Source organism: Pseudonocardia humida (assembly GCF_023898865.1).
GTDB lineage: Bacteria > Actinomycetota > Actinomycetes > Mycobacteriales > Pseudonocardiaceae > Pseudonocardia > Pseudonocardia humida.
Genome location: NZ_JAGSOV010000073.1, coordinates 1 through 13,028, shown reverse-complemented (window position 1 = coordinate 13,028; position 13,028 = coordinate 1). Strand labels below are relative to the sequence as shown.

The following is a 13,028-nucleotide window of genomic DNA, read 5'->3' as shown; positions in this document are numbered from 1 at the left end:
CCGGCCTCAGCCCGACCCGACCGCGCGGGGCAGGCTCGCGGCCCAGAGGCGGAAGCTGTCCGCCGCCGGGGTCGGCCGACGGCGGGAGGAGACGATCAGGCCGATCGTCCGGTAGCGCGTGGGCGCGATCGGGATCTCGATCGAGCCCGCGCTCGGGCCGCCCTGCCGGGACGGCAGGACCGCGACCCCGACACCGGCGGCGACGAGGCCGCGCACGGTCTCCACCTCCTCGGTCTCGAAGCCGTAGCGCGGCCGGATCCTGGCCGCGCGGAACATCTCGTCGACCGGGCGGCGCAGCGCGATCCCGGCGCTGAGGCCGACGAAGGTCTCGTCGCGGACGTCGCGCAGGTGCACCATCGGCCGCCGGGCCAGCCGGTGCTCGACCGGGGCCACCAGCACGAACGGCTCCCGGAACAGCTCGATGGCCTCGACCTCGGTGTCCGTCGGGCGCAGCGCGGTCAAGGCGATGTCGATGCTGCCGGCGTGCAGCTGTTCGACCAGCTCCTCGTGCCCGGCCTGGACCAGCGAGAACCGGACCCGGGGACGGACCGCGCGGTAGCCGCGCAGCAGCTCGGGCGCTCGGGTGGAGCCCTGCGTGCGCAGGAAGCCGAACACGATCTGGCCGCGCCCGGGGTCGGCGGCCTCGATCGCCCGGGCCACGCCCATCGCCAGCTCGCGGTGGACCGCGCCGGCCGTCTCGGCCAGCGCGTGGCCGGCCGGGGTGAGCTCGACGCGGCGCCCGACCCGTTCGGTCAGTGCCACCCCGACGGACCGGTTGAGGGCGTCGAGCCAGCGCGTGGCGGTGGGTTGGGGCACCCCGATCGACTCCGCGGCCGCGCTCAGGTGGCCGTGCTCGGTCATCGCGTGCAGCAGTGCGAGTCGGGGGATCAGTTCCGCGGCGATCGACACGGACGCGGGCAGCACGGCGGCATCCTACGCCGGCAACGCCCGACCCGACCGGAATTGAATACCCGACCCCCGATCGTGAATACGTCCAGGCCACGGCGGGTGTCATCGGGGGGTTTTCCGCCGCCGCGGTCCACCGCCATTCCCGGCGAGCGTGACAGGAGTCCACTGCGGTGGGCACCGTGAGCGTGCAGCAGAAGTCGGACACCGAAAGTGAGGATCTCGATACGATGACCGCCACCATTCCCGCACCGGTCCCGGCGACCGCGGTGCTCGACCGGATCGAGAAGGGCCTGCTCGTCGGCGGCCGATTCCGCGAGGCGACCGGCGGGCGGACGTTCGCGGTGGAGGACCCGGCCACCGGGGCGGCGCTCTGCGAGGTCGCCGACGGTACCGCGGAGGACGCCCTCGACGCGCTCGCCGCGGCGTCGGCGGCGCAGGGCGGGTGGGCCGCGACCCCGCCGCGCGAGCGGGGCGAGGTCCTGCGCCGCGCCTACGAGATCCTCGTGGCGCGCACCGAGGAGATCGCGCTGCTGATCACCCTGGAGATGGGCAAGTCGCTGGCCGAGTCGCGGGCCGAGGTGGCCTACGGCGCGGAGTTCCTCCGCTGGTTCGCCGAGGAGGCCGTGCGCATCCGCGGCGACTGGACGGTCGACCCCGCCGGCTCGGGGCGGATCCTGCTGATGCGCCAGCCGGTGGGCCCGAGCCTGCTGATCACGCCGTGGAACGTGCCGCTGGCCATGCCCACCCGCAAGATCGGGCCCGCGGTCGCGGCCGGCTGCACGATGATCCTCAAGCCGGCCGAGCAGACCCCGCTCACCGCGCTGGCGCTGGCCTCGGTGCTGGCCGAGGCGGGCCTGCCCGACGGCGTGCTCAACGTCGTGACCACCTCCTCGCCCGCGGCGGTCGCCGGGCCCCTGCTCCACGACCCCCGGCTGCGCAAGCTGTCGTTCACCGGCTCGACCGAGGTCGGGCGCACGCTGATCGCGAGCTCGGCCGACCAGGTGCTGCGCACGTCGATGGAGCTGGGCGGCAACGCCCCGTTCATCGTGTGCGCGGACGCCGACGTCGAGGCCGCGGTGGAGGGCGCGGTGGTCGCCAAGATGCGCAACGTCGGCGAGGCGTGCATCGCGGCCAACCGGTTCCACGTGCACGCGGACGTGGCCGAGGAGTTCACCGAGGGGCTCACGGCCCGGATGGGCGCGCTCGTGGTGGGTCGTGGCGTCGACGACGGTGTGGACGTCGGCCCGCTCATCGACGCCGTCCAGCGCGACAAGGTCGCCGCGCTCGTCGAGGACGCCGTCGGCCGCGGCGCCCGCGTCCGCACCGGCGGCGCGGTGCCCCCCGGCCCGGGCTACTTCTACCCGCCCACCGTGCTGACCGACGTCCCGGCCTCCGCGCGCATGGCCCGCGAGGAGATCTTCGGACCGGTCGCGCCGATCTCCACCTTCACCGACGAGCAGGAGGTGCTGCAGCGGGCCAACGACACCGAGTCCGGGTTGGTGAGCTACGTCTACACGCGCGACATCGGCCGGGCGATCCGGCTGGCCGAGGGCCTGGAGACCGGCATGGTCGGGCTCAACCGCGGCTTCGTGTCCAACCCGGCCGCCCCGTTCGGCGGGATGAAGCGCTCGGGTCTGGGCCGGGAGGGCGGCAGCGCAGGCATCGAGGAGTACCTCGAGGTCAAGTACGTCGCGGTGGACGTGGGCCGGTGAGCGAGCTCGCGAGCGAACCGCCGAGGCGGAGTGCGGAGCCGATGGCGCTGCGGTTGGCGGGTTCCCGGCAGGAGGTCGACTTCGGCGGGACGGTGGCCGTGCCGGACGGCGCCCTGTGGGGGGCGCAGACCCAGCGCGCGATCGAGACGTTCACCATCAGCGACCTGCGCCTGCCGCGCGGCTACCTGCGCGGCCTCGGGTCGCTCAAGCGGGCCGCCGCTCGCGTCAACGCCGGCCTCGGGCTGGTCGACCCGGCGCTCGCCGAGGCCATCGCGATCGCCGCGGGCGAGGTCGCCGACGGGCTGCTCGACGGCCACTTCCGGGTCGACGTGTTCCAGACCGGCAGCGGCACCAACACCAACATGAACGCCAACGAGGTCATCGCCAACCGGGCGAACCAGCTGCTGGGCGCGCCGCTGGGCGCCAAGCACCCGGTCCACCCCAACGACCACGTCAACCGCGGGCAGTCGTCCAACGACGTGACCCCCACCGTCGTGCACCTCGCCGCGCAGACGGCGATCACCCACCGGCTGGTGCCCGCGTTCGCCCACCTCGCGCAGTCCCTGCGGGCGGTCGCCCGGGCCACCGACGGGGTGGTCAAGACCGGGCGCACCCACCTGCAGGACGCGGTGCCGATCCGGCTCGGGCAGGAGTTCCTGGGCCACGCCGGCCAGGTCGAACGCAGCCTCGAGCGGCTCCGCGCCGCCCAGCGCGGCCTCGCCGAGGTGGCGCTGGGCGGCACCGCGGTCGGGACCGGGCTCAACACCCACCCCGAGTTCGCCGGCCGGGTCGTCGCGGCGCTGGTCGAGGAGTTCGCGGTGGAGCTGCGCGAGACCGGGAACCACTTCCAGGCCCAGAACAACCTCGACGCCGTGGTGTTCGCCTCGGGTGCGCTGCGCACGGCCGCGGTGAGCCTGCTCAAGATCGCCGACGACGTGCGCTGGATGAGCAGCGGGCCCCGCACGGGGTTGGCCGAGATCGAGGTGCCGAGCCTGTCGATGGGCTCGTCGATCATGCCGGGGAAGACCAACCCGATCGTCGCCGAGGCCGTCTGCCAGGTCGCGGCCAAGGTGAGCGGCAACGACGCCGCCATCGCGCTGGCCGGCGGCCGCGGGAACTTCGAGCTCACCGTGATGACCCCGGTGGCCGCCTACTGCCTGCTGGAGTCGATCGAGCTGCTGTCCGGCGCGGCGAGCGTGTTCGCCGACCGGTGCGTCGTCGGGATCCGGGCCACCGACGCCGGACCGGCCGCGGTCGAGCGCAGCCTCATGACGGCCACCGCGCTGGCCCCGCGCCTGGGCTACGACGAGGCGGCCGCCATCGCCGCCGAGGCCCGTCGCAGCGGGCGCACGATCCGCGAGGTCGCCCGCGAGCGCACCGACCTGCCGGAGGACGAGCTGCGCGAGCTGCTCGACCCGCGGCGGATGACCGCACCCCACTGACCCGGAACCCGAGCCGCAGGAGCTGGCATGGAGCTGTCGTTCGAGAACAAGGTCGTCGTCGTGACCGGCGCCGCGGGCGGGTTCGGGTCGGCGACCGCGCGGGCCTTCGCCGACGCCGGGGCGCACGTCGTCGTCTCCGACATCGACTCCGCGGGGGCCCAGGAGGTGGCCGCCGGCCTGCCGTCGGCCATCGCGGTCACCACCGACGTGACCGACGCGGACGCCGTGCGCGGGCTCGTCGAGACCGCCGAGTCGGCGTTCGGCGGCGTCGACGTCATGGTGAACAACGCCGGGGTGCCGCACCGCGCGGGCGCACTGGTCGACCTCGACGTCGAGGCGGTCGACCGGCAGCTCGCCGTCAACGTGCGCAGCGTGTTCCTCGGCTGCAAGTACGCCGTGCCCGCGCTGCGCCGCCGGGGCGGGGGAGTGGTCGTCAACGTCGCCTCGATCGCGGCGAAGCGCCCGCGGCCGGGCCTGACCGTCTACAACGCCACCAAGGGCGCGGTCATCACGCTGACCCGCGGCCTCGCCGTCGAGGTCGCCCCCGACGTGCGGGTCAACGCGGTCAACCCGGTGATCGCCGAGACCGGCTTCGTCAAGAGCCTCACCGGGTCGGCCGCCCTGCCCGACGACCTGCGCGCGGACTGGGTGGCCGGCATCCCGATGGCGCGCACCGCATCCGCCCGCGACGTCGCCACCGCCATCGTCTTCCTGGCCTGCGACCAGGCCGGCTTCCTCACCGGCGTCTGCCTGGACGTCGACGGCGGCCGCAGCATCCAGTAACCCGTCACCCCCCGTACCAGCCACAACCCCAACCAGGAGCCACGAGATGACGACGACGCATTCCGTGCCGGCTGCCCGGCAGGCGCCCTCACCCGCCAAGGTCGCGGTCGCCAGCTTCATCGGAACCACCATCGAGTGGTACGACTACCTCGTCTTCGGGGCGGCCACCGTGCTGGTGTTCAACCCGCTGTTCTTCCCCACCCTGGATCCGGTCGCCGGGGCGCTGGCCGGGTTCGCGACGCTCGCGGTCGCCTTCCTCGCGCGTCCACTCGGCGGGCTGGTGTTCGGGCACTTCGGCGACCGGGTCGGGCGCAAGCGGATGCTCGTGCTCTCGGTGGTCCTGATGGGGCTGGGCACGGTCGCGGTCGGGCTGCTGCCGACCTACGCGACGATCGGGATCTGGGCGCCGGTGCTGCTGGTCGTGCTGCGGTTCGTCCAGGGGTTCGCCGTCGGGGGCGAGTGGGGCGGGGCGGTGGTCATGTCCCTGGAGCACGCGCCCCCGCACCGCCGCGCGTTCTACGCCAGCTTCCCGCAGGCCGGGGTGCCCGCCGGCACGTTCCTGTCCAGCGGGGCGTTCTTCCTGGTCACCCTCATGCCCGAGGAGCAGCTGCTGAGCTGGGGGTGGCGGGTGCCGTTCCTGTGCTCGGCGCTGCTGGTCGTGGTGGGGCTCTACATCCGCCTGCGGGTGAGCGAGTCGCCGGAGTTCCTCGCGCTGCAGGAGCGCGGCGACGTCGTCAAGGCCCCGGCGGTGGAGGTCCTGCGCTCCTCCAAGCGCGCGCTCGTGGTCGGCATGCTCTGCATGCTCGCCCCGAACACGATCTTCTACCTGGCCAGCACGTTCTTCCTCAGCTACGGCCCGGTCCACCTGGGGCTGAGCCGGGGCCTGGTGCTGGCGGCGCTGCTGGTGGCCGCCGCGCTGCAGGTGGTGACCCTCCCGCTGCTCGCCGTACTGGCCGACCGGATCGGCACCCGGAACTTCCTGATGATCGGGTGCGTCGCGGTCGCGCTGGGCGCCTTCCCCGTCTTCGCGCTCTTCGACACCGGCACCACCGCCGGCGTCGTCGCCGCCTACCTGCTCGCCCTCCCCGTCCTGCACGCACTGGTCTACGGTGCGGTCGCGGGCTTCACCGCGGAGCTGTTCCCGCCGCGGGCCCGCTACACCGGCTCGTCGCTGGCCTACCACCTGGGCGGGGCGCTCACCGCGGCGCCCGTGCCGATCGTGGCGACCCTGCTGCTCGCCGAGTTCGGCTCCTCCGCGGCGATCGCCGTCTACGTCGTCCTGGCCGCCCTCGTCTGCGGCGCGGCCATCTCGCTGGCCCCCCGGGCCCCGCAACCGGCCCCCGTCGCCTCCGACGCGGTCACGGCATGACGCCGCCCGGCCGCCTCCCGGCTGGACCGGTCCGGTAGCGGGGCCGGCACCCACCACCGGCCGGGAGGGGTCGGGTCAGTCCTCCGGCGCGAGCTCGCGCAGCCGTTCGGCGAGGTAGCGGCGCTCGGCCGTGCTCGGCGCCAGCGCCAGTGCCTGCTCGTAGGACGCTCGGGCTTCACCCGGGCGCCCGTGGCGGCGCAGGAGGTCGGCGCGGGTGGCGGGGAGCAGGTGGTAGCCCTCGAGCCGGCCGGACGACGCGATCGCGTCGACGAGGGCGAGCCCGGCGGGGATGCCGTCGGTCATGGCGACGGCGACGGCGCGGTTGAGCTCGACGACGGGCGAGGGCGCGAGCCGGGCGAGCGTCGCGTAGAGGCCCGCGATCTGGGCCCAGTCGGTGGCGGCGGCGTCGGGGGCCGTGGCGTGGCAGGCGGCGATCGCCGCCTGCACCTGGTAGGGGCCGGGGTGTCGCATCGCCAGCGCCTCGTCCAGGACGCGCACGCCTTCGTCGATGAGCGCGCGGTCCCACCGCGTGCGGTCCTGCTGCTCCAGGGTGACCAGCACGCCGTCGCGCACGCGGGTCGGGCGCCGGGACTCGTGCAGCAGCATGAGGGCGAGCAGCCCGCGCGGCTCGGGTTCGGCGGGCATCAGCGCGACCAGCACCCTGGCCAGGCGGATGGCCTCGGCGGTCAGGGCCCGCCGCTGCTCCTGCTCGCCGTAGCCCTCGTTGAAGATCAGGTACAGCACGGCGAGCACGGCGGCGAGCCGGTGCGCCAGCAGCTCGGCCGGGGGCACCCGGTAGGGGATGCCGGCCTCCTGGATCTTGCGCTTGGCCCGGCTCAACCGCTGGCCCATGGTGGTCTCGGCGGTGAGGAGCGCGCGGGCGATCTCGGCGGTGGTCAGGCCGGCGAGCGTGCGCAGCGTGAGCGCCACCCTGGCCGGGAACGGCAGCGCGGGGTGGCAGCAGGTGAAGATCAGCCGCAGCCGCTCGTCCGGGATCTCCTCCGGATCCGGGTCGTCCGGATCGGGCGGCAGCGCGGCGAGCGCGCGGAGCTTCACCGCCCCCGCGGCGTCGCGGCGGACGTGGTCGGTGGCCCGGTTGCGGGCGGTCGTGGTCAGCCACGCTCCGGGGCGGCGCGGGACCCCGTCGCGCGGCCAGGCGGTGAGCGCCGCGGTGAAGGCCTCTTGCGCGCAGTCCTCGGCCAGGTCCCAGTCCCCGGTCAGCCGGATCATGGTCGCGACGACCTGGCCCCACTCCTCGCGGTACGCCGCCTCGACGGCCGCCCGGACCTCCCGCTCCGACGCGCTCATTCCCAGACGGGGCGGATCTCGACGCACCCCCGCCGCGCGTACGGGTGGCCCGCCGCGATCGCGATCGCCTCGTCGAGGTCGGCGCACTCGAGCAGGACGACGCCCCCGACGAAGTCCTTGGTCTCGGCGAACGGCCCGTCCGAGACCAAGGCCTGGCCGTCGCGGACGCGGACGGTGGTCGCGTCCACCACCGGCCGCAGGCGGGCCATGGCCTGCACGTCGGAGCGCCGGGTCAGCTCCTGCAGCCACGACGTGTGCCCGGGGTCGGCCGCGAGCTGCTCGTTCGTCGGTGCGTCGACCTCGTCGTCGCAGATGAGCAGGACGTACTTCATGCCGCCATCAAAGCGCACGGATCGGGCGTGGGGCGCCGTCGCGTCCGGATCCGGAACTGCCCGACGCGCGATGTCGAGATGCCGCGGTGCCGTTCGTCGGTGGGGCACCGGGGGCTTCCCGGGAACCGCCGCACGACGGAAGGACGCACAGATGCGCAGGATCATCGCCGCCATGAAGGTCTCCCTCGACGGGAAGACCGAGGGGTCCGAGGGCATGGCCGACTGGGTCGAGGCCTGGTCGGAGGACTACGGGCTGACCCGGCAGATCGACGCCTGCCTGCTGGGCGGGGGCATGTACCCGGGCTACGAGCAGTACTGGGGCGCGATCCTGGACAAGCCGCAGACCCCGGCCTGGATCACCGGTGAGCCGCCGACCGCGGCCGAGCGCGAGTGGGCCGAGCTCATCGGGCGGACCCCGCACTACGTGCTCTCCCGCACGCTGACCACCTCGACCCTGCCGAACACGACGTTCCTCCGCGACGTGTCCGAGGTGGCCGCGCTCAAGCAGCTCCCCGGCAAGGACATCTACCTGGTCGGCGGGGCCCGCGTCGTGGTCGCGCTGCTGGACGCCGGGCTCGTCGACGAGCTGCGGCTGATCACCTACCCGCTCGTCGCCGGCATCGGCACCCCGCTGTTCGCCGGTGCCGAGGACCGGCACCGGCTGGAGCTGCGCTCGGTCGAGCAGCTGCCCGCCGGGAAGGTCGGGCTCACCTACACCGTCCTGCGGGATCACCGAACGGCGCAGGACGGTGACGCGCGCGGAGAGGAGCGCGGCGCGCTCTAGACGCCACATCGCCGGGTTCCCGGTCTGCCGGGTCGGTCGTGTCGTGCTGATTCCGGCGCGACCGACCATTTCCCGGGACCGGCGGTGTCCATCCCGGTGGAGGATCGGCACGGGAGGAGCCACGATGGGACGGAGCCCAGCGGCGGGGGACGCCGGGGCCGCGGCGGGCGGGCCCGGCGCGGAGCGCTCGACGCAGGACCTGCTGGCGCTGGCGCGCGCGGGGGACGGGGCGGCGTTCCGCGCGCTCGTCGATCCGTACCGGCACGAGCTGCAGGTGCACTGCTACCGCATCCTCGGCTCGGTGCAGGACGCCGAGGACCTGCTGCAGGAGACCCTGTTGGCGGCGTGGCGCGCCATCGACGGCTACCAGGAGCGCGCGTCGGTGCGGACCTGGCTGTACCGGATCGCGACGAACCGCTGTCTCAACGCACTGCGCGCCGGTGCCCGCCGACCGCCCGCGTACGCGACCTACCAGCCGGAGGTTCCGTTGCCCGAGCCGTCGCACCGAGGTCCGGAGCCGAGCTGGTTGGAGCCCTACCCCGACGCGCTGTGGGAGGGGATCGCCGACCAGGTGCCCGGCCCGGAGGCGCGCTACGAGGCCAGGGAGTCGGTGTCGTTGGCGTTCCTGGCCGCGCTGCAGCAGTTGCCGCCGCGCCAGCGTGCGGTGCTGGTGCTGCGCGACGTCCTGGGGTTCCGGACCGCCGAGGTGGCGCGCATCCTCGACACGACCCAGGACGCGGTGACCGGTGCGCTGAAGCGGGCCCGCGGCACCCTCGCCGAGGAGCTTCCGGGTGCGGACCGGGACGGCGCCCCGCTGCCGGGCTCGCCGCGGGAACGGCGGATCGTGGCGGAGTTCGTCCGCGCGTTCGAGGCCGGCGACGTCGACGCGGTCGTGGCGCTGCTGGCCGACGACGCGTCGCTGTCGATGCCGCCGCTGCCGCTGGAGTACCGGGGCCGGGACGCCGTGCGGCACTTCCTGGCCACCGTCGCGCTGCGGACCGGGCAGCGGCACGTGCTGATCCCGACCCGGGCGAACGGCCAACCGGCGTTCGGCTGCTACCTGCGCGACCCGCGGACCCCCATCCGGCACGCGCACGGGGTGCTCGTGCTGGGCCTGAGCGGTGACCGGATCACCGCGGTGACCCGGTTCCTGGACAACGCCCTGCTGGCGAGGTTCGGGCTGCCCCGGTCGCTGCGCCCCTGACCGACACCGGACCTGATCCGCGTCGGCCGCTCACCCGCTCCTCCTGAGCGCGGTGCGGCCCCGTCGTGCCCGGATCAGGCCGGGTCGCGGTCAGACGACCGCATCTCATGGAGATCGAGTGGAGACGATGGTGCAGAACGACACGGGTCGGATGACGTCCAACCAGGCCTGGGTGCTGGGGCTGGCCTCGCTGGCGTCGTTCATGATGGCCCTGGACAGCCTGGTGGTGACCACGGCGCTCGGCGCGATCCGGCGCGACCTGGGGGCATCGGTCGAGACGCTGGAGTGGACCGTCAACGCCTACAACATGGCGTTCGCGGTCCTGCTGCTGACCGGGGCGGCGCTGGGCGACCGGTTCGGGAGGCGCCGCACGTTCGTCGTCGGGTTGGCGGTGTTCACCGTTGCGTCGGCGGCGTGCGCGTCGGCACCGACGATCGGGGTGCTGATCGCCGCCCGGGTGCTGCAGGGTGCCGGGGCCGCATTGGTGCTGCCGCTGTCGCTGACCCTGCTCAGCGCGGCCTTCCCGGGGCGGCAGCGGGGTCGGGCGATGGGGCTGTACCTGGGCATCACCGGTCTGGCGACGTTCAGCGGCCCGTTCGTCGGGGGCGTCGTCACCGAGGGCATGGCCTGGCAGTGGATCTTCTGGCTGAACCTGCCGGTCGGGGTGCTGGCGATCGTGCTCACGACGCTGCGGGTCGCCGAGAGCACCGGCCCGAACGGCCGGTTCGACCTCGGCGGCGTCGTGCTGGTCACGCTGAGCGCCTTCGGCGTCGTCTGGGGCCTGGTGCGTGGGAACGCGGCGGGCTGGACGAGCCCGGAGGTGCTGGGCGCACTGGTGCTCGGGTCGGGGCTCGTGGTCGCCTTCGTGCTCTGGGAACGTCGCACGTCGGCGCCGATGCTGCCGATGCGGTTCTTCCGGTCGCGGGCGTTCGCCACGGCCAACCCGGCGAACTTCTGCGTGTTCGCCTCGCTGTACGGCACGCTGTTCTTCCTCGCGCAGTACTTCCAGGTCGTGCTGGGCGACGGACCGCTGGGCGCGGGCCTGCGGCTCGTGCCGTGGACCGCGACGCTCATGATCTGCGCGCCGATCGCGGGGCGGTTGGCCGACCGCTACGGCGAGCGCGCGTTCGTGGTCGGCGGGTTGGCGCTGCAGACCGCGGGCATGGGCTGGGTCTCGGTGGCCTCGGGTGCCGGTGCGGGATACGCGCAGCTGCTGCCTGCGCTCGTCGTCGGCGGCGTGGGGTTGACCATGGCGATGCCGGCGGCGCAGAAGGCGGTGGTCGGCGCCGTGCGCCCGGCCGAGGTGGGCCAGGCGTCGGGGGCCTTCATGATGTTGCGCATCCTCGGCGGGGTGTTCGGCGTCGCGGTCGCCGTCGCGGTCTTCGCCGGCGTCGGCGGCTACGGATCGGCCCAGGACTTCGGCGCCGGCTTCACCGCGGCCATGGGCGCGGTGAGTGCCTTCGCCCTGGTGGGCCTGCTCGTCGCACTCGGCATGCCGGGCCGACGCCGCACAGCCGCGGCACCTGCGGAGCCGGCCGCGAACGCTCCGGCGACCCTGGTCCCCGGGCCCGTCAGCACCGCTGAGGGGGAGGGCGCCGGGTGAGGCGATGTCGGTGCGGACGGTGCGGTGGGGCGAGGGGGTGGTCGGAGACGTCGGTTGGTGCCGGTCGGCGGTATGACCGCGACCGTCCCGAACCCACCACGAGGAGGACACCGTGACCGACCAGAGCACCACATCGACGTGGTCGACGAGCTGACCACCGATCACCGCAAGGCGCTTGCGCTCCTCGACCGGATCGAGGCCAGCAGCGACCACCGCGAGCGGCGCGACCTCGCCGACACCGTGATCGCCGAGGTCGTCCGGCACGCGGTCGCCGAGGAGATGCACGTCTACCCGGCGATGCGCGAGCACCTGCCCGACGGGGAGAAGGCCGTCGAGCACGACATCGAGGAGCACAAGCAGCTCGAGGGGGTCATGAAGCGGCTCGAGGCGGTGGACGCGAGCGAGCCGCGGTTCGACGCGCTGGTCCGCGAGATGCTCGCCGGCCCCGGTGTCGGGCCGGTCGACCGGCTGCGGGACCGGCTCGCCCAGCGCGGCACCGGCTGACCCCGCCCGTCCGCGCGGCCGGGCGCTGCGTTCCGCGTTGCGCCCGGCCGGATGAGCGCATGCGATCCCCCGGTCGCCGAGCTCGTCACGTCCGCCCGACGATCGATGCGTGGACAGTGACCCGGCGACCGAGGAGGAGCCCGTGAGCGGCGACCTTGAAGAGGTCTATCGCGCCTACATCGACGCGCTGAACGGCAGGCGGTTGGACGACCTCGACCAGTTCGTGCACGCCCTGGTCGTCTACAACGACAGGACGATCAGTCGACAGCAGTACGCCGAGATGATCGCCGAGGACGTGCGGAGGATCCCCGACCTGCACTTCACCGTCGACCTGCTCGTCACCGGCGACGACGTCGTCGCCTGCCGCCTGTGGTTCGACTGCACGCCCGAGCACGAGTTCGCCGGCATCGCGCCCACCGGTCGACGCGTGACGTTCGCCGAGCACGTCTTCTACCGCTTCCGCGACGGTCGCATCGAGCGGGTGTGGTCGCTCATCGACACCGATGCGGTTCGGGACCAGGCGAGGAACGACCACTAGCGCCGTGTGTCGTGAAGCGTCGAGGGGGATCGGTCCCGCTGGGAGGCGCTGACCCGGTCACGGTTCTGCGGCCCGTCGGGCCTGGTGAGCGTGCGGCTGATGCTCTTGATCAGGAGCAGCGCGACCAGGACGGCCGCCAGGACGATGGCGGCGACCGCGTAGGAGCCGGTCGTCCGGTCCGCGGCGAAGGCGCCGACCGACAGCAGGGACCCGAACGCGCCGACCGACAAGACCGAGCCGAAGGAGCCGACCGAGAGGACCGACAGGACGGAGCCGAGGGAGGCGACGGACAGGATCGATCCGACGGAGCCGATCGACAGGATCGAGTCCGTGGAGCCGACGCTCAGGATCGAACCGCTCGAGCGGTAGGACAGGATGTTCCCGGTGCGCGCCGCGCCCACCGTGAGCCGCATTGTTGGTGTCGGAGTTCATGGGTGAGAACTAGTGGCCCGTCCAGCAAGGTTCGACGGGTATCTCGGCGGCCCAGGTGCCCGCTGGCTGCGTTGCCGGCCGACCCGAGTACGCCAGGTACGAGGGCCG

Annotated in this window: 13 protein-coding genes; 9 read left to right on the top strand and 4 right to left on the bottom strand. The window is 73.8% G+C overall.

What is annotated here, in order from left to right; all coding sequences use genetic code 11:
- Nucleotides 1–6: 6 nt before the first annotated feature.
- The gene (locus tag KDL28_RS33275) at nt 7–924 is read right to left on the bottom strand and encodes a LysR family transcriptional regulator (protein WP_252445007.1); all 918 of its coding nucleotides are present in this window, start codon (nt 922–924) and stop codon (nt 7–9) included.
- A gap of 212 nt (nt 925–1,136) precedes the next feature.
- Between KDL28_RS33275 and KDL28_RS33270 the strand changes: the two genes are divergently transcribed.
- The 4 genes from KDL28_RS33270 to KDL28_RS33255 are packed head-to-tail and all read left to right on the top strand — an operon-like array spanning nt 1,137 to nt 6,215.
- Nucleotides 1,137–2,621, top strand: a complete 1,485-nt coding sequence (locus tag KDL28_RS33270; protein WP_252445005.1) for an NAD-dependent succinate-semialdehyde dehydrogenase — start codon at nt 1,137–1,139, stop codon at nt 2,619–2,621.
- Nucleotides 2,622–2,662: 41 nt separating this feature from the next.
- Nucleotides 2,663–4,063 carry a class II fumarate hydratase gene (locus KDL28_RS33265; RefSeq protein ID WP_252445130.1) on the top strand — a complete coding sequence of 467 codons (1,401 nt, stop codon included), beginning with the start codon at nt 2,663–2,665 and terminating at the stop codon, nt 4,061–4,063.
- A gap of 27 nt (nt 4,064–4,090) precedes the next feature.
- On the top strand, nt 4,091–4,846 hold the full coding sequence (locus KDL28_RS33260) for an SDR family oxidoreductase (RefSeq protein ID WP_252445003.1): 756 nt from the start codon (nt 4,091–4,093) through the stop codon (nt 4,844–4,846).
- 46 nt (nt 4,847–4,892) lie between these two features.
- Nucleotides 4,893–6,215 carry an MFS transporter gene (locus KDL28_RS33255; protein ID WP_252445001.1) on the top strand — a complete coding sequence of 441 codons (1,323 nt, stop codon included), beginning with the start codon at nt 4,893–4,895 and terminating at the stop codon, nt 6,213–6,215.
- Nucleotides 6,216–6,290: 75 nt separating this feature from the next.
- Here the strand turns inward: KDL28_RS33255 and KDL28_RS33250 are convergent, their stop codons facing one another.
- Entirely contained in the window at nt 6,291–7,523 is a 1,233-nt protein-coding gene (locus KDL28_RS33250) for an RNA polymerase sigma factor (RefSeq protein WP_252444999.1), read from the bottom strand.
- On the bottom strand, nt 7,520–7,855 hold the full coding sequence (locus KDL28_RS33245) for a YciI family protein (RefSeq protein ID WP_252444997.1): 336 nt from the start codon (nt 7,853–7,855) through the stop codon (nt 7,520–7,522). Before KDL28_RS33245 ends, KDL28_RS33250 begins: the two co-directional genes overlap by 4 nt.
- Before the next feature lie 151 nt (nt 7,856–8,006).
- Here KDL28_RS33245 and KDL28_RS33240 point away from each other — a divergent pair, with 151 nt between their 5' ends.
- The 5 genes from KDL28_RS33240 to KDL28_RS33220 all read left to right on the top strand — a co-directional run bounded on the left by KDL28_RS33240 (nt 8,007) and on the right by KDL28_RS33220 (nt 12,488).
- On the top strand, nt 8,007–8,639 hold the full coding sequence (locus KDL28_RS33240; RefSeq protein ID WP_252444995.1) for a dihydrofolate reductase family protein: 633 nt from the start codon (nt 8,007–8,009) through the stop codon (nt 8,637–8,639).
- A gap of 124 nt (nt 8,640–8,763) precedes the next feature.
- Entirely contained in the window at nt 8,764–9,843 is a 1,080-nt protein-coding gene (locus tag KDL28_RS33235) for a sigma-70 family RNA polymerase sigma factor (protein WP_252444993.1), read from the top strand.
- 127 nt (nt 9,844–9,970) lie between these two features.
- Complete coding sequence (locus KDL28_RS33230) at nt 9,971–11,446, top strand: MFS transporter (protein WP_252445128.1); 1,476 nt, start codon at nt 9,971–9,973, stop codon at nt 11,444–11,446.
- A gap of 138 nt (nt 11,447–11,584) precedes the next feature.
- Nucleotides 11,585–11,950, top strand: coding sequence for a hemerythrin domain-containing protein (locus KDL28_RS33225; protein ID WP_252444991.1), 366 nt, complete (start codon nt 11,585–11,587; stop codon nt 11,948–11,950).
- Nucleotides 11,951–12,092: 142 nt separating this feature from the next.
- Nucleotides 12,093–12,488: an ester cyclase gene (locus KDL28_RS33220; protein ID WP_252444989.1), complete on the top strand. Its 396-nt coding sequence runs from the start codon at nt 12,093–12,095 to the stop codon at nt 12,486–12,488.
- Here the strand turns inward: KDL28_RS33220 and KDL28_RS33215 are convergent.
- Nucleotides 12,485–12,901, bottom strand: coding sequence for a hypothetical protein (locus KDL28_RS33215; protein ID WP_252444987.1), 417 nt, complete (start codon nt 12,899–12,901; stop codon nt 12,485–12,487). The two genes, KDL28_RS33220 and KDL28_RS33215, sit on opposite strands and share 4 nt — an antisense overlap.
- Between the last annotated feature and the right edge of the window lie 127 nt (nt 12,902–13,028).